Origin of the sequence: Teichococcus aerophilus (assembly GCF_014490485.1) — a bacterium.
In the GTDB taxonomy this organism is placed as follows: domain Bacteria; phylum Pseudomonadota; class Alphaproteobacteria; order Acetobacterales; family Acetobacteraceae; genus Pseudoroseomonas; species Pseudoroseomonas aerophila.
The window spans coordinates 74,507-90,166 of record NZ_JACTVA010000007.1 but is presented as its reverse complement, the minus strand read 5'-3'; the positions used below and the strand labels follow the sequence as shown (position 1 = coordinate 90,166).

Annotated in this window: 14 protein-coding genes; 6 read left to right on the top strand and 8 right to left on the bottom strand. The window is 70.0% G+C overall.

All coding sequences use genetic code 11. The features are described 5' to 3' along the window. Nucleotides 1–92 precede the first annotated feature (92 nt). From IBL26_RS25875 to IBL26_RS06210, 4 genes are all read left to right on the top strand, one after another. On the top strand, nucleotides 93–1,736 hold the full coding sequence (locus tag IBL26_RS25875; RefSeq protein WP_187783604.1) for an FAD-dependent oxidoreductase: 1,644 nt from the start codon (nucleotides 93–95) through the stop codon (nucleotides 1,734–1,736). Beyond that, nucleotides 1,733–2,035 (top strand): UBP-type zinc finger domain-containing protein, encoded by a 303-nt coding sequence (locus IBL26_RS06220; RefSeq protein WP_187783603.1) that lies wholly within the window; start codon nucleotides 1,733–1,735, stop codon nucleotides 2,033–2,035. The genes IBL26_RS25875 and IBL26_RS06220 overlap by 4 nt, the downstream gene beginning before the upstream one ends. A gap of 151 nt (nucleotides 2,036–2,186) precedes the next feature. Further along, nucleotides 2,187–3,650: an L-lactate permease gene (locus IBL26_RS06215; protein WP_187783602.1), complete on the top strand. Its 1,464-nt coding sequence runs from the start codon at nucleotides 2,187–2,189 to the stop codon at nucleotides 3,648–3,650. Nucleotides 3,651–3,790: 140 nt separating this feature from the next. Continuing rightward, a complete protein-coding gene (locus tag IBL26_RS06210) occupies nucleotides 3,791–4,840 on the top strand; it encodes a lipoyl protein ligase domain-containing protein (RefSeq protein ID WP_187783601.1) in 1,050 nt (349 codons plus the stop codon). Between the two features lie 51 nt (nucleotides 4,841–4,891). On the opposite strand, the gene IBL26_RS06205 is transcribed toward IBL26_RS06210, so the two are convergent. Next, the gene (locus IBL26_RS06205; protein ID WP_187783600.1) at nucleotides 4,892–6,151 is read right to left on the bottom strand and encodes an MFS transporter; all 1,260 of its coding nucleotides are present in this window, start codon (nucleotides 6,149–6,151) and stop codon (nucleotides 4,892–4,894) included. 179 nt (nucleotides 6,152–6,330) lie between these two features. On the opposite strand from IBL26_RS06205, the gene IBL26_RS06200 reads away from it, so the two are divergent. Continuing rightward, the gene (locus IBL26_RS06200) at nucleotides 6,331–7,368 is read left to right on the top strand and encodes an L-idonate 5-dehydrogenase (RefSeq protein ID WP_187783599.1); all 1,038 of its coding nucleotides are present in this window, start codon (nucleotides 6,331–6,333) and stop codon (nucleotides 7,366–7,368) included. A gap of 22 nt (nucleotides 7,369–7,390) precedes the next feature. Here IBL26_RS06200 and IBL26_RS06195 read toward each other — a convergent pair whose 3' ends face one another. From IBL26_RS06195 to IBL26_RS06170, 6 genes are all read right to left on the bottom strand, one after another. Next, nucleotides 7,391–8,110, bottom strand: a complete 720-nt coding sequence (locus IBL26_RS06195; RefSeq protein ID WP_187783598.1) for a DUF72 domain-containing protein — start codon at nucleotides 8,108–8,110, stop codon at nucleotides 7,391–7,393. 133 nt (nucleotides 8,111–8,243) lie between these two features. Next, nucleotides 8,244–9,452, bottom strand: a complete 1,209-nt coding sequence (gene uxuA / locus IBL26_RS06190; protein WP_187783597.1) for a mannonate dehydratase — start codon at nucleotides 9,450–9,452, stop codon at nucleotides 8,244–8,246. A gap of 30 nt (nucleotides 9,453–9,482) precedes the next feature. Then, nucleotides 9,483–10,958, bottom strand: a complete 1,476-nt coding sequence (locus IBL26_RS06185; protein WP_187783596.1) for a mannitol dehydrogenase family protein — start codon at nucleotides 10,956–10,958, stop codon at nucleotides 9,483–9,485. Next, nucleotides 10,955–11,671 carry a GntR family transcriptional regulator gene (locus IBL26_RS06180; RefSeq protein WP_187783595.1) on the bottom strand — a complete coding sequence of 239 codons (717 nt, stop codon included), beginning with the start codon at nucleotides 11,669–11,671 and terminating at the stop codon, nucleotides 10,955–10,957. Before IBL26_RS06180 ends, IBL26_RS06185 begins: the two co-directional genes overlap by 4 nt. 124 nt (nucleotides 11,672–11,795) lie before the next feature. Next, on the bottom strand, nucleotides 11,796–12,851 hold the full coding sequence (locus IBL26_RS06175) for a PDDEXK nuclease domain-containing protein (protein ID WP_187783594.1): 1,056 nt from the start codon (nucleotides 12,849–12,851) through the stop codon (nucleotides 11,796–11,798). Nucleotides 12,852–13,084: 233 nt separating this feature from the next. Further along, nucleotides 13,085–14,095, bottom strand: a complete 1,011-nt coding sequence (locus IBL26_RS06170) for an alpha/beta fold hydrolase (protein WP_187783593.1) — start codon at nucleotides 14,093–14,095, stop codon at nucleotides 13,085–13,087. 194 nt (nucleotides 14,096–14,289) lie between these two features. Here IBL26_RS06170 and IBL26_RS06165 point away from each other — a divergent pair, with 194 nt between their 5' ends. Then, nucleotides 14,290–15,372, top strand: a complete 1,083-nt coding sequence (locus IBL26_RS06165; protein ID WP_187783592.1) for an alpha/beta hydrolase — start codon at nucleotides 14,290–14,292, stop codon at nucleotides 15,370–15,372. A gap of 27 nt (nucleotides 15,373–15,399) precedes the next feature. On the opposite strand, the gene IBL26_RS06160 is transcribed toward IBL26_RS06165, so the two are convergent. Then, complete coding sequence (locus IBL26_RS06160) at nucleotides 15,400–15,654, bottom strand: hypothetical protein (protein WP_187783591.1); 255 nt, start codon at nucleotides 15,652–15,654, stop codon at nucleotides 15,400–15,402. Nucleotides 15,655–15,660 lie beyond the last annotated feature (6 nt).

Below are 15,660 nucleotides of genomic sequence, written 5' to 3'. Positions count from 1 at the left end.
GGGCCGCGCCCTATGATGGCGCGTCCCTTCCATGCCGCAGGGTTCTGGACGAATCGGTTGCCTCCCCGCCTCGCAGCAGATCGGATCTCAGCATGAGCACCCTGGACCTTCGCAAGTACCAGATGTTCCCCGTTCTGGAGGCGGGACAGATCGGCATCGCACGGCGTTTTGCCAGCGGGGCGGAGCGGCACTTCGCCGCCGGGGAAGTCGTCTACGACATCGGTGAGCGGGATGCGCCGTCGTGGCTGGTCCTGGAGGGCAGCATCGATGTCTTCCGGCGGGACGGGCTGAGCCAGCGGGCGCTGATCACCACCCACGGCGCCGGCCAGTTCACGGGCGAGGTCAACCAGCTCGCCGGCCGCCCCTCCATCGCCGCCGGGCATGCGGGGCCGGATGGCTGCACCGCCCTGCCCTTCGACCCGCCGCATCTGCGCGCGCTGATGGTCGGTTCCGCCGATGTGGGCGAGGTGGTGATGCGCGCATTGATCCTGCGCCGCGTCAGCCTGATCGAGCAAGGCGGCGCCGGCACCATCCTGATCGGTGTGCCCGGCAGCCGGGATGTGCTGCGGCTGCAGGGCTTCCTCACCCGCAGCGGTTCCCCCAACCTGGTGCTGGACGCCTCCTCGGACGCCGAGGGCAAGGCGCTGGTCGAGCGAACCGGGCTGTTGCCGGATGAGTTGCCGTTGGTGGTCTGCCCCAACGGCAACCTGCTGCGGAAGCCGAGCGAGGTGGAGCTGGCGGCCTGCCTGGGCCTGACGCCGGTGCTGGAGCCGGACGCGCTCTATGACGTCGCCGTAGTCGGCGCCGGTCCCGCCGGCCTCGCCACGGCGGTGTATGCGGCGTCCGAGGGCCTCTCGGTCATCGTGCTGGATGAGCGGGCGACGGGTGGGCAGGCCGGCGCCTCCGCACGTATCGAGAATTATCTCGGCTTCCCCACCGGGATTTCCGGGCAGGCCCTGGCGGGGCGCGCCTTCAACCAGGCGCTGAAATTCGGCGCCAACATCGCCGTGCCCGTGAAGGTCGAGCGGCTGGACTGCAGCGGGCCGTTGCCGGCCCTGGAATTGTCGGAAGGCCGGCGACTGCGGGCGCGGGCCGTCGTCGTCGCCTCCGGCGCGCGCTACCACCGACCGGCTATCGACGGGCTGGCGGAGTTCGAGGGCGCCGGCATTTCCTACTGGGCCTCCCCCATCGAGGCCCGGCTCTGCGCGGGCGCGGAGGTGGCGCTGGTCGGCGGTGGCAATTCCGCCGGGCAGGCCATCGTGTTCCTGGCGCCGCAGGTGAAGCGCCTGCACCTGTTCGTGCGGCGCGACCTGTCGCAGACCATGTCGCGCTACCTGATCGACCGCATCGCGGCGCTGCCGAATGTCGAGATCCATGTCGGCTACGAGATCGCCGGGCTGGAGGGTGACAAGGTGACCGGCCTGACGGCGGCTTCGTTCAGCAGCCGCGCGGATGGCTCGGTGCTCCGGCTGGCGCTGCGGCACTTGTTCCTGTTCATCGGCGCCGATCCCAACACCACCTGGTTGCGCGATTGCGCGGAGACGGATGCGAAGGGCTTCCTCGTCACCGGCCAAGGGGCGTTGCCGCTGGAGACGAACGTGCCGGGGGTGTTCGCCATCGGCGATGTCCGCGCCGGCTCGACCAAGCGTGTCGCCGCCGCAGTCGGCGAGGGCTCGGCGGTGGTGGCGCAGATCCACAGCATGATCGCCGCCCAGGCGGCCAGGGAGATCGCATGACAGAATGCCACCACACGGCCACCATCCGGACGGTCAAGCCCAGCGCGCGCGGGTGCGAGGAATGCCTGAAGATCGGCAGCCCCTGGGTGCATCTTCGCATCTGCCGCAGCTGCGGGCATGTCGGCTGCTGCGATGATTCGCCGCACCGCCACGCCAGGGCGCATTTCCATGCCACCGCCCACCCGATCATCGAGGGTTATGACCCGCCGGAAGGCTGGGGCTGGTGCTATGTGGATGACGTCGAGGTCGAGCTGCCGGACCAGACGCCGCAATGGGGCCCCATTCCGCGCTACGTCTGACCACCGCGCGCCGCCGCCGGTTGCCCAACCTGGCCCGTGCGCTGATAAGACAGCGCGGGCCAGGCGCCTGCGGGCAGCGTGACGCCCGCCGGCGGCCGGGTCCTGCCGACCGAACCCCCGCCCGGGGCGCGGCTTGGGGGAGCATGCGGGATTGATCCATCTGGTCTGGACTTTGCCGGCCCTGGTCGTCATCGGCGTCATCGCCAGCGGCCGTGCCGGCACCCTGGGCGCCTCGCTGCTCGGCCTGCTCACCGCCCTGGTGGTCGCCTTCGCCACGGCGCCGCGGCACTTCGCACTGGCGGAGGCCGCCGTGTCGCTGGCACGCGGGGCGTGGATCGGCTGGATCGTCGTGCCCTACATCCTCGGCGGCCTGCTGTTCTGGCAGATGGCGATCCGCACCGGGGATGCCGTGCCGCCCGCCGCCGATCATCCAGCGGATGCGCGGGCGCGGCGGCGGCTGCTCTTCGCCGCGTGCTTCCTGATCGGCCCCTTCGCCGAATCCGCGACCGGCTTCGGCGTCGGCATCATCGGCACCATGGCGCTGGTGCGGAAGCTGGAGGTGAAGCCGATCTACCTGATCGTCTTCTCCCTGCTCAGCCAGACGATGATCCTGTGGGGCGGCATGGGCAGCGGCGCCATCATCGCCGCCGCCTTCGCCGGGACGGACCCGACCACCCTCACCCTGCATAGCAGCGTGTTCTTCGTCGCCTTCAACCTGGTCTGGTTGCCGCTGTACTGGCGCTTCGCCGAACGTGCCGGCATCGGTGCTTCCTGGTGGGACCGGATTGGGGAAGCAATGTGGCTCGGCGCCAGCCTCGCCGCCGTCGTCGCGGCCACCGCCGCGCTGGGGCCGGAGACGGCGATGCTGGCGGCCTACGGGCCAATGATCGTGCTGCGCTTCCTGGTGGACCAGCGGCCGGACCGGCGGCAGGTGGCGCGGGCGGCGCGGAAGATGCTGCCCTTCGTCGCGCTGATCGGCTGGCTGGTGCTGACCCGGCTGGTGCCGCCGCTGCACCAGTTGCTGGAGCATTCCAGCCGCATCCAGCCCTTCCCTGGCACGCCGGTCTGGTCACCCTTCTTCCACGCCGGCACCTGGCTCGTCCTCGCCGCCGTGCTGACCGCCCTGTGGCGGGGCCATGCGGCGTCCCTCCCCGCCGAGATGCGCGGGGCTTGGAAGACGGGGCGCCTCGCCGTGCTCACCATCGTCACCTTCTCGATGATGGCGGAGGTGCTGTCCCGCTCCGGCATCGCCGGCAGTCTGGCGCAGGGGCTGTTCCACTCGCTGGGCCTGTGGGCCATCGTGCTGACGCCCGCCATCTCGGCCGTCTTCGGGGCGCTGGCCAATAGCGGCAACGCGGCCAACGGGCTGTTCATGGCATCCCAGGTCAGCCTGGCGGCGGAGGCGGGGCTGAGCCTTACCGCCGTCGTGGCGTTGCAGCACGCGGCGGCGCTGTCGCTGAACATCGTCTCGCCCGTCCGCATGTCCATCGTCTGCAGCCTGTCCGGCACGCCGGGGCAAGAGCGCGCGGCGTATCGCGCCATGCTGCCCTTCGCCGCCGCCGCGGCCGGGGTGCTGCTGCTGGCCGCCGCCGCGGTCGCGCTGCACCGCCCGTAGCGGCCCGCTCGCCAGAAGGCGCCGGCGCACGCTATGCTGCGCGGGACACCGAACCGCTTCGGCAGGCCATGGCGGGCCCGGAGACGCGATGCCGTGATGGCGGCGCCCGGGCCGCCGCAGATCATCGGGTACCCAGCGACATGCATGGCGAATACAAGGTTCAGAATGGCAAGCTCGTCGTCGTGGACCTGGAGGTCCGGGATGGCCGCATCGCCGAGGTGCAGGTCACCGGCGATTTCTTCCTGGAGCCCGCTGAGGCGCTGGACGACATCCGTGCCGCCGTGCAGGGCCTGCCCGATACCGCCAGCTATGACGACATCGCGGCGGCGATCCGCACCGGGTTGCGGCCCGATGCCGCGCTGATCGGCTTCAATGCGGAGGCGGTGGCCGTGGCGGTGCGCCGCGCGCTCGGCACCCAGGGCAGCTGGCGCGACTATGACTGGCAAATCATCGAGGCGCCGCCCGTCTCGCCCGCCATGCACCTGGCGCTGGACGAGGTGCTGGTGCGGGAGGTCGCCGCCGGAAGGCGCGGACCTACGCTGCGGTTCTGGGAGTGGGAGCGGCCCGCCATCATCATCGGTGCCTTCCAGTCCCTGCGGAACGAGGTGGACCTGGAGGCGGCGTCGGCACAGGGGGTGCAGATCGTGCGCCGCGTCACCGGTGGCGGTGCCATGTTCGTCGAGCCAGGCAGCACCGTGACCTACTCGCTCTATGCCCCGGGCGAGCTGGTGCGCGACATGACCTTCGCCGATTCCTACGCCTTCCTGGATGCGTGGGTGCTACAGGCGCTGATCTCGCTGGGGATCGACGCCGTCTACAAGCCGCTGAACGACATCTCCAGCTCCAAGGGCAAGATCGGCGGCGCGGCGCAGAAGCGCTTCGCCGGCGGCGCGGTGCTGCACCACGTCACCATGGCCTACGACATGGATGCGGAGAAGATGGTGACGATGCTGCGCATCGGCCGGGAGAAGCTGAGCGACAAGGGAACCACCAGCGCGGTGAAGCGCGTCGACCCCCTGCGCAGCCAGACCGGCCTGCCGCGGGAGGAGGTGATCCGGCGGATGCGGGAGACCTTCGTCTCCCTGCACGGCGGCACCGCCGGCACCATCACCGCCGAGGAATACGCGGCGGCGGAACAGATTGCCGAGGAGAAATTCGCCTCGGAAGCGTGGCTGCGCCACGTGCCCTGAAGTGTGGCCGCCGCCGGGTTGGCCCGGCGGCGGCCGGCGACCGGCAGGGTATCAGGCCGCCTGCTCGCGCGGCGCGCGGACGAAGACCAGCACCGCGATCACGCCCAGCACGGCGATGCCGCCGGCCAGGATGAAGGCCGAGGTGAAGGAGCCGGTGCCCTGCACGATGAAACCGGTGACCGCCGGGCCGATGATGCCCGCCGTGTTGGCCAGCCCGTGCACGAAGCCGCCGACGCCGCCGACATAGTGGCCGGGCACCACGTCCTGCACGATGGCCCAGTAGATGGCGCCGGTCAGGTACAGGGCGAAGACGGTGATGGCCACCAGGGTCACCGCGCTGGTCGCCGTGGTCATGAAGCCGGCCAGGATGATGGAGACGGCGGCGATGCCCAGGCAGACGGTCAGCACGATCTTGCGGGAGAACAGCGCGTTGCCGGTGCGCTTGTAGATGAAGTCGGTCAGGAAGCCGCTGCCCAGCAGGCCGATGCAGCCCAGGATCCAGGGAATGACCGTCACCAGGCTCATGTCATGCAGGCTGAGGCCGCGCGCATTGGTCAGGTAGCTGGGGAACCAGGTCAGGAAGAAGAACAGGATGTAGTTGTAGCCGAAGAAGGCGAAGGCGGTGGCCAGCACCACCGGGTTCTTCAGATAGGTGCCGAGGCCGACGCCATCGCTGCCGCGCACCACGGGCGCGGGGCGGTCGGCAGCGATCTCGGCACGCTCATCCACCGTGACGCGGGGGTCCTTCTGCGGGTCGTTGCTGGCCAGGAACAGCCAGAACAGCAGCCAGATGAAGCCGATGGCCGCGACGACGAAGAAGGAGACGCGCCAGCCGAACTGCACCACGCAGAAGCCCACCAGCGGCCCGGCGATGGCGCCGCCCAGCGGCGTGCCGGCATTGGCGATGCCGATGGCCGAGCCGGCTTCCCGCCGGGGGAACCAGTTGCTGACCATCTTGTTGGCGGTGGCCGAGAACGGCCCCTCCCCCACGCCGAAGCCGATGCGGATCAGCAGCATGGAGACGAAGCCGGCCGCCATGCCGGTGAAGGCGCAGAAAGCGGACCAGACCAGCATGGAGAGGGAGAAGATGCGGTGCGGACCGGCGCGGTCCGACATATAGCCGCCGATGAAGTTGAAGATGGCGTAGCCGAAGAAGAAGCTGCTGAAGACCAGCCCCATCTCGGACGGCGAGAGGCCCAAATCCGCCGAAACCGCTGGCGCCGCGATCGAAAGCGCGCTGCGGTCCATGTAGTTGATGATACCCGCCAGGAAGAGCAGGAAGATGACCAGACGCCGTCGCTTGCTGAACATGAAGCGCGTACTCCCGCTGCCAATAGGGGGCGGGGGTGCGGTCGCCGGACTGCATCGGGCCCTCAGGGCCGGTGTTTTCCTCCGGTGAGCGGCCCACCGGTGCCCCGGGGTTCCTTTATTGAAACCGAAAGTGCATTCTACCATGGTAGCATGTCAATGACTGCGGAGGAAAAACCGTCATGCGCGCTTGCGTCCTGCACTCGGCCCAGGATCTGCGGATCGAGGACCGCCCCGAAGCCCCCCTTGGCCCGCATGACGTGCGCCTGCGCGTCCGCGCCGGCGGCATCTGCGGCTCCGACCTGCATTACTTCTTCCACGGCCGCGTTGGCGATTTTGTGATCCGGGAGCCGCTGGTCCCCGGCCATGAATTCGCCGGCGAAGTGGCCGAGGTGGGCGCGGAGGTGACCCGCGTCGCCGCCGGCCAGCGTGTCTGCGTCAACCCCGGGCGGAATTGCGGCCATTGCCCGCGCTGCCGGGAGGGGCGGCCTAATCTGTGCGAGAACGTGTTCTTCATGGGCTCGGCCAGCAAGTTCCCCCACATGCAAGGCGGCTTCGCCGAATACACCACGGTGCGGGACATCCAGTGCTTCCCCGTCTCGGCCGAACTGCCGTTCGAGGAGATGGCCTTCGCCGAGCCGCTCTCCGTCGCGCTGCACGCCGCGCACCGGGCCGGCAACCTGATGGGCAGCCGGGTGCTGGTGACCGGCGCGGGGCCGATCGGCCAGCTGGTCATGCTGGCCGCCCGCCGGGGCGGCGCCGCGCATTTGGCGATGACGGACATGATCGATGCCCCGCTGGACGCCGCGCGCCGCATGGGTGCCGACGAGACCTTCAATGTCGGCCAGGGCACCGGGGAATTGCTGGAGGCCGCCAAGGCCAGTGGTGGCTACGACGTAGTGTTCGAGGCCTCGGGCGCCTCGGCCGGGCTGAACGCGGCGCTGCTGGCGGTGCGGGCCGGCGGTATCGTCGTGCAGGTCGGCTCCCTGCCCGGGGGCGAGACGCCGGTGATGGCTAACCGCGTCATGGCGCGGGAGATCGACCTGCGCGGGGCCTTCCGCTTCGGCGACGTGTTCGGCGATGCGGTGACCTGCCTGGAGAAGAGGCTGATCGATATCCGCCCGTTGCTGACCGGCACCTATCCGATCGAGCGCGCCAGCGAGGCCTTCGCCGCGGCGAAGGACCGGGAGCACAACCTGAAGGTGGTGATCCAGTTCTGAGCCAGATGGGAGCCATCATGCGCTAGCCGGCCTGCTCCAACAGGGAGAGGGCGTCCGCCCAGGCGGCGCCCTCCGCCGTGTTGTCGAAGATCACCCAGGTCTCGGGCGAACCGGGCTGGCGCAGCAGCGCCGCCAGCCTGGCCAGGCGCTCCGGGGCATAGGGCGAGTAGTACATGCGCGGCGCGCCGTGCAGCCGGAAGTAACGCAGGCCCGGCCAGCCGCCGGGGCGGGCGGCACCTGGTGCCGGCGGCGGGTCGGCGCCGACGCGGGCGACGCGGTGCCGGGTGAGCAGCGCATCCCCCTCGCCGCCGAACCAGCTGGGGTGGCGCGGCTCGCACACCACGGCGCCGTCATGGCGTTGGCGCAGCAGGGCCAGGAAGGCATCGGCTGTCGCCGCATCGAAGCCCAGGCTGGGCGGTAGTTGCAGCAATAGTGGGCCCAGCTTCGGACCGAGCTGCCCGGCCTCGTCCAGGAATCGCGCCAAGGCGGCCTCGGCCCCGACCAGCCGCAGGGTGTGGCTGATCTCCTTCGGTAACTTCACCGCGAAGCGGAACTCCTCCGGCACCGCCGCCGCCCAGCGGGCATAGGTGGCCGGGCGGTGCGGGCGGTAGAAGGAAGAATTGATCTCGACCGCCGGCAGCCGCGCGGCATAGCGGGCGAGGTGCGAGCCGTCCGGCGGAAACGCCGCAGCATGCTGCGACGGGATGTTCCAGCCGGCGGTGCCGATGAAGAGGCGTTGCATGGTGGCGGCATAACGCCGCCACCATGGGTCGGGTTCAGCGAGAGCACGATGCGATCACATTCGTTCACGCATCATGCTCTACGCCTCTGTTTGGTCGCGTGATTCAGGCTTTCGGTGATGTCACCTCAAGCCATCACGCTCTGACGCGGTGGTCGCGGAAGGCCTCGACCGTGCGCATCACGCCGCGCAGTTCCGCCAGGCCCTTCAGGCGGCCGATGCAGGAATAGCCCGGGTTGACCTTTACGCCGTTCTTCACGCTCTCGATGTCATCCACCAGCAAATGGCCGTGGTCCGGGCGCATCGGGATCTCGGCATCCGCGCGGCCTTCGGCGCGGCGGCGGTCCTCCTCCGCCATCAGGGCGGCGACGCAGCCGACCATGTCGGTGCTGCCATCCAGGTGGTCGGCCTCGTAGAAGGAGCCGTCCTCCTCGATCGTCACGTTGCGCAGGTGGGCGAAGTGGATGCGCGGGCCGAATTCCTTCGCCATCGCCACCATGTCGTTGGCACGGTTGCTGCCGAACGCGCCGGTGCAATAGGTCAGGCCGCTGGCGGGCTCCGGCACCGCGTCCATCAGCGCCCGCGCATCGGCGGCGGTGGACATCACGCGCGGCATGCCGAAGATGGGGAAGGAGGGGTCATCGGGGTGGATGCACAGCCGCGCGCCTTCCTCGGCCGCCGTCTCAGACACCTCGCGCACAAAGCGGATCATGTGGTCGCGGACGCCGTCCTCGCCGATATCCTTGTAGATATCCAGCATCTTCTGGAATCCAGCACGGTCGTAGACGAATTCGCGGGCCGGCAGCCAGTCGATCATCAGCTTTTCCAGGTTTGACTGGTCGCTCTCCGACATCGTTCTGAAGCGCGCCTCGGCGGCCTTGCGGCGGGCCTCGGGGTGGTCGGCCTCGGCGCCCGGGCGCTTCAGGATGAACAGGTCGTAGGTGGCGATGTCGGTCCAATCGAAGCGCAGCGCCAGGCCGCCGGTCGGCAGGCGGTAGTGCAGGTCGGTGCGCGTCCAGTCGGTGATGGCCATGAAGTTGTAGCAGATGGTCTTCACGCCCGCCCGTGCCACGGCGCGGATGGAACCCTTGTACTGCTCGATCAGGTTCTTGTAGTCACCCGTGCGGGTCTTCAGGTCCTCATGCACGGCGATGCTCTCGACCACCGACCAGCGCAGCCCGGCATCCTCGATGATCTTCTTGCGCTTCAGCACCTCGTCCTCGGGCCAGGCGCGGCCCTGGTTCATGTGGTGCAGCGCGCTGACGATGCCGGTCGCGCCGGCCTGCTTCACATGCTCCAGCGTCACGCTGTCATCGGGGCCGAACCAGCGCCAGGTCTGTTCCATGGTCGGTGTCTCCTCTGTTGATGTCGTGTTTCAGGCGAGGGCGGCGCGCAGCGCGGGGCGGACGCCGTCCCGCAGCAGCGTGGCCAGCGCGTCCCGTACCGCGGCACGGAAGCCGGCATCCGCGGCCAGGGACGGGTCGAACACCTCCGGCAGCGCGAACAATGCGGCGGAGAGCGCATCGGCATCCCGCCCGGCGCCGCGTGCCACTTCGGCGAGCTTCGTGCCCATCGGGTCGTCGATGGCATGGGTGCCGCCGGTCTCATCCTCGCCCAGCAGGAAGCGCATCCAGGCGGCGACGGCCAGGGCGATGGCGGCGGGCACCGCGCCCTGCGCCAGCCGCTCGGCCGCCGGGCGCAACAGGCGCTGCGGCAGCTTCTGCGAACCATCCATGGCGATCTGCAACAGCCGGTGGCGGATGGCCGGGTTGCGGAAGCGGTCCTCAAGCTGCGCGGTATATCCAGGCAGGTCGATGCCCGGCACCGGCGGCAGGGTGGGGATGACGTCCTGCGTCCACAGCTTCTGCAGGAAAGCGGCCAGCAGCGGCTCGGCCATCGCCTCGCTCACCGTGGGGATGCCGGCGACGGCGCCGAGATAGGCCAGCGAGGAATGCGCGCCGTTCAGGCAGCGCAGCTTCATCAGTTCGTAGGCATGGACATCGCCGACCATCAGCGCGCCGGCTGCTTCCCAGCGCGGGCGGCCATTCACGAACCGGTCCTCCACCACCCATTGGGAGAACGGTTCGGCCACCACCGGCCAGGCATCGGTGTAGCCCAGCGCGGCGATGGCTTCGCGCTCGGCCTCCGTGGTGGCGGGGACGATGCGGTCCACCATGGTGGCGGGGAAGCTGACATGCTCGGCCATCCAGCCGGCCAGCCCGGGGTCCCGCAGCGCGACGAAGCGCCCCAGCACGCGCGCCAGCGTGCCGCCGTTATCCGGCAGGTTGTCGCAGGTCATCAGCGTCACGCCGCCGGCGCCGCTGTCGGCCCGCGCGCGCAATGCCGCCGCCAGCAGGCCGGGCACGCTGCGCGGGAAGCCGCCGCCGGCAAGGTCGGCCCGGATGTCGGAATGCGATTCATCCAGTGCACCGTTGGCATCGCGGCAATAGGCCTTCTCCGTCACGGTCAGGCTGATGATGCGCGTCCGCGGCGCCGCCAGCCGGCGTAGCGCCAGCTCTGGCTGCTCCGGCACCGTCAGCGCTTCGACCACGCTGCCGATGATGCGGGCCTCGTCGCCGCCAGGGGCGCGGGTCAGCACGGTGTACAGGCCATCCTGCGGCGCCAGCGCGTCTCGCACCGCGGGCGAGCGCAGGCTGAGCCCGCTGATGCCCCAGCCGGTCTCCCCCGCTTCCAGCCGCTCCTCGGTATAGACGGCCTGGTGTGCGCGGTGGAACGCGCCGAGGCCCAGATGCACGATGCCGATGCCCAGTGCCGCGCGGTCATAGCCCGGCCGGCGAATGCCCGGCTTCAGGGACGGCAGCAGGGCCGCGTTCAATCGGGGGGCGGTCATGCGGCGCCTTTCGTCTCGAAATGGTCGGGGAAGCGCTCAGCCAGCTTCGGCAGGGCGGAGAGCACCTCGGACAGGTGCAGGCGCATCGCCTCCTCCGCCGCATCGGCATCGCGGCGTTGGATGGCGTCGACGATGGCGCGGTGCTGCGCGATCAGCAGGGTGCTGGGCGTGGCGTCGGGGATGCTGAGGTAGCGGACCCGGTCCATCTGCAGCTTCACCTCGCCCAGCGCGGCCCAGGCGCCGGGCTCGCCCATGGCGGCGGCGAAGGCGCCATGCAACTCGTCATCCAGCGCCAGGAAGGCCGGGTGGTCCTCGGCCTTCAGCGCGGCTTCCTGCGCATCGATCACCCGGTGCATGGCATCGGTTGCCTCCGGCCCGGCATGGGCGGCGGCACGGCGCACCACGGCGCGTTCCACCGCATCCCGCACGAAGCGGCCGCCTTCCACCCCCGCGCGGGAGATGCGCGTGACCAGCGTGCCCCGCTGCGGCAGGATGCGCACCAGCCCGCCCTCGGACAGGCGGATCAGCGCTTCCCGCACCGGCTGGCGGCTGACGCCGAGCAGGCTGGCGACCTCTGCCTCCGGCAGCGCCTGGCCAGGTTGCAACTGATTGGTGACGATGCGGCCCCGCAGCAGCCTGGCAATGCCAAGGCCGACGGGGCCGGACTGATCCGAGGGATCGAGGGGTGTCAGCACCTCTTGCAAGGTCGGCATGGACGGGCTCCCGGTCTCTGGCCGGATAGGGTCCGGCGCTTTGCATACTACCATACATAGGTCGTATGGGCTTGCCAAGGCTGGATTGATGCCGGGGAAAATTCGTGTAGCTGGCTGCGAAGGCTCAGACGGCCTCGCCGTCCTCATCGTCCGGCAGCGTCATGCCGGATTCCAGTTCCTCGGGTGTGGGCAGCGATTGCGCCAGCCCGGCGGGCAGCGCATCCGCCACCAGCAACCGGTATTCGGCGATGCCGATGGGGCTGCCGACGCTGCGCAACGCGTACTCCACCACCACCCGGTTGCGCTCGCGGCACAGGATGAGGCCGATGCTGGGATTGTCGCCCGGCTCCCGGTCCCGGTCATCCAGGGCGGCCAGGTAGAAGTTCATCTTGCCGGCATGCTCGGGCTGGAAGGGGCCGACCTTCAGGTCCACGGCCACCAGGCAGCGCAGGCGGCGGTGGTAGAACAGCAGGTCCACGTACCAATCCTGCCCGCCGACCTCCAGGTGGTGCTGGCTGCCGATGAAGGCGAAGCCCTTCCCCATCTCCAGCAGCAGGTCCTTCACCCGCGCCACCAGCGCCTGTTCCAGCTCCCGCTCCCGCGTCTCGGCGGTCAGGGAGAGGAAGTCGAACTGGTAGGGGTCCTTCAAGATCTGCTGTGCCAGGTCCGACGCCGCCGGGGGCAGGACCCGGTCGAAATTGGTGATGGCCCTGCCCTGCCGTTCCCGCAGCCCGGTCTGGATCTGGGCGGCCAGCACGGCGCGGCTCCAGCCGTGTTCCAGCGTTGCCTCGGCGTACCAGAGCCGCGCGGCCTGGTCCTTCAGCTTGCTCAGCAGCTCGATATTCTGGCCCCAGGGCAATCGTCCAACGATCCGTTGGACGAGATCCTCCTCCGGCCATGCCTCGGCGAAGGCGCGCATGTAGAGTAGGTTGGCGCGCGAGAAGCCGCGCAGCCCGGCGAACTCGGCGCGCAGGTCGGTGGCCAGGCGGTCGATGACCCGGGCACCCCAGCCGTCCCGCTCCTGCCGCGCCAGGATCTCCCGCCCTATGCGCCAGTAGAGTGCGATCAGCTCGGCATTGACGGAGAGGGCGGCGCGCAGCCGGGCGTCGCGGATCTGCGACTTTAGCCCGGCCAGCCAGGCGCCATACCCTGCCGGAACCTCCGCGATCGGTTGGCTCATCCTCCATCTCCCCGCAGCGGTACCGGCGCCGGAACTCTGGCGTAGCCGAGCAGATGCCGTGGGCAGCCCGCCAGTTCAAGCCGCCTCCGGCATCGGCCTTCCGGCGTCCCGGCACAAGCGGGCCCGGTTCGGCCAAGGGTGGGGATCGGCGTCGTCAACGGCAGCGGCCGGGACAGGAGCCATTCCTGCCGCGGTTCAGTGATACCCGCCTGGCTGGTGGCGCACGCGGCGCGCTACTCCAGCCAGCGCCTGACCTCGGCACGGATAAAGGCGGCATCCGCCGGGTTCGCCATGGGGTTGCCGGCGCGGTGGCCCCAGATGCTGGGGATGGGGCGCAACTCGGCGTGGCGCAGATGCGGCAGCTCCGCCTCGTTATCGGCCACGCGGAAATACAGGTCGGTGCTGCCGGGCATCAGCAGCACGCGAGCCTGTATAGCGGCCAGGGCCTTGGGCAGGTCGCCGCCATAGCGCTCATCCCGGCTGATGTCGCCAGCATCCCAGGTGCGCAGCTGCCAGTAAAGGTCGGCGGCAGCGCGGCGGAGGTAGCGTTCTTCCCAGTCCGTGCGCAGATAGGTCTCCAGGTCCGGCGCGCCGCCGGCCAGGTGCAGCCCGGCGCGGTACCAGTCCTGCGTCACGGCCCAGCCGGCATAGATACGGCCAAAGGCCCGCAGCGCCGCGGTGGGCTGGCCATCGAAGTGGCCATCGCCCAGGTGCTGCGGCGCGGCCTCCAGCGTCGCCATCAGGCTGCGGAGGAAGACCTGGTTGTGCGTGGCGGTACGCGCGCTGCCGCAATTCACCACGATGCGGGCGACGGCCTCCGGGAACAGCGCGGCCCAGTGATAGGCCTGCTGCGCGCCCATGGACCAGCCATAGACCGCATGCAGGTGCTCGATGCCCCACAGCTCCAGCAACAGCCGGCGCTGGGCATGCACATTGTCCCACGCCGTGACCAGCCCGGGCCAACCCGGCGTGTTGGAGGGGGAGGAGGACAGGCCGTTGGTGAACATGTCCACCTGCACGATGAACCACCGCCCCGGGTCCAGCACGCCGTCCGGCCCGATCAGCCATTCCAGGTCCGGGTGCTGGGCGCCGTAGCTGGTGGGGTACAGCACCACGTTGTCCCGCGTGGGCGAGAGGGTGCCGTGCGTCTTCCAGCCCAGCACAGCGTCCGGCAACACGGCGCCGGATTGCAGCCTCAGGTCACCCAGAGGCAGGCGGCCGGTCTCGGTGGGCCAGCCGGTCATCGGCGCGACCCCCGCATGGGTGGGCTTGGGGGGCTGGCTGGGGTGTCCGGGCGGTGGCTGGCGGGGCGGGTCATGGACGCATCACCCTGCGGATCGGCGCGGCCGTCAAGCCGGCATGGGCATTCTTGCGGGTCGGGCGGCACAGGTTCAGTCTGGCCGCGGACGGGCCGCACAAGGCCCGCTGGAGGATATCCATGATCGCCCGATCACTCCGCCTGGCCCTGCCGGCCACGGCAGCCTGGCTGCTGGCTGCCGCTCCCCCTGCCCTGGCCCAGACGCCGACCCAGACACCGGCCACGACCCTGGCGCCGCGCGATGTGCCGGCCAGGACCCTGCCGGTGCCCGCCACGGTCAGCCCGCAGATGCAGGCCATCATCGCCCAGCCGTTGCGCACCAACTGGGACAAGCCCCCGACGACCCCGGAAGGCTGGCGGCAACTGGCGGAGAGCAACGTTACCGCCGTGGCGCCGCAGATCCCCGCGATGGCGGAGCGGATGCGGGTGACGATCGAGCCCTCGGTGATCGATGGCGTGCGCGTCTACACCATCACGCCGGCCGAGATGCCGGAGCGGAACCGCAATCGGCTGGCGGTGCATGTGCATGGCGGTTGCTACGTGCTGAACCCGCGCGAGGCGGCATTGCCGGAGGCGATCTTCCTGGCCGGCTTCGCCCGGATGAAGGTGATCGCCGTTGATTACCGCATGCCGCCGGACGCGTATTTCCCGGCCGCGCTGGACGATGCGATGACCGTCTACAAGGCGGCCATCCGCATGGTGCCGCCGGCCAACCTCGCTGTGTTCGGCAGCTCCGCCGGCGGGGCGCTGACGCTGGAGATGATGCTGCGGGCGAAACAGGAAGGCCTGCCGATGCCCGGTGCCATCGCGCCCGGCACGCCGATGTCGGACGTCACCAAGCAGGGCGATTCCTTCCAGTCCAATGCCATGGTGGACAACGTGCTGGTCTCGCCGGACGGGTTCTGCGACGCGGCCACCCGCTTCTACGCCAACGGCCATGACCTGCGGGACCCGCTGCTCTCCCCGGTCTATGGCGACGTCCGCGGCTTCCCGCCGACCATCCTGACCAGCGGGACGCGCGACCTGCTGCTGAGCAACACCGTGCGCATGCACCGGGCGCTGCGCCAGGCCGGCACCGAGGCGGTGCTGCAGGTGTTCGAAGGCCAGTCCCACGCCCAGTACTACCGCGACGATCGGGTGCCGGAGGTGAAGGAAGCCTTCGACGAGATCGGCCTGTTCTTCGACCGGCACCTGGGGCGGTAGCCGCATCCCGCCGGGCCCACCCGGCGGCTAGGGCGTGCGGAGCCGGAGGAGGAAGTCGGTCACCCTCTCCTCCGGCATCTCGCACGGCTTCAGCAACACCCGGCCGCCGGCGAGGTAGACGTTGCAGCTGACGCGGCCAGTGCCGCCCAACTCCTCCGCATAGAGCCAGCGGCGCCTGCCGTCGGCGGAGGCGGACAGGGTGATGCCGTAGCGCCGGCCCTCATACAGGCCTTCGCTGTAGCCCTGCGGCAGCGCATCCAGCCTGGCCAGGAAGTCGTCCATGCATCG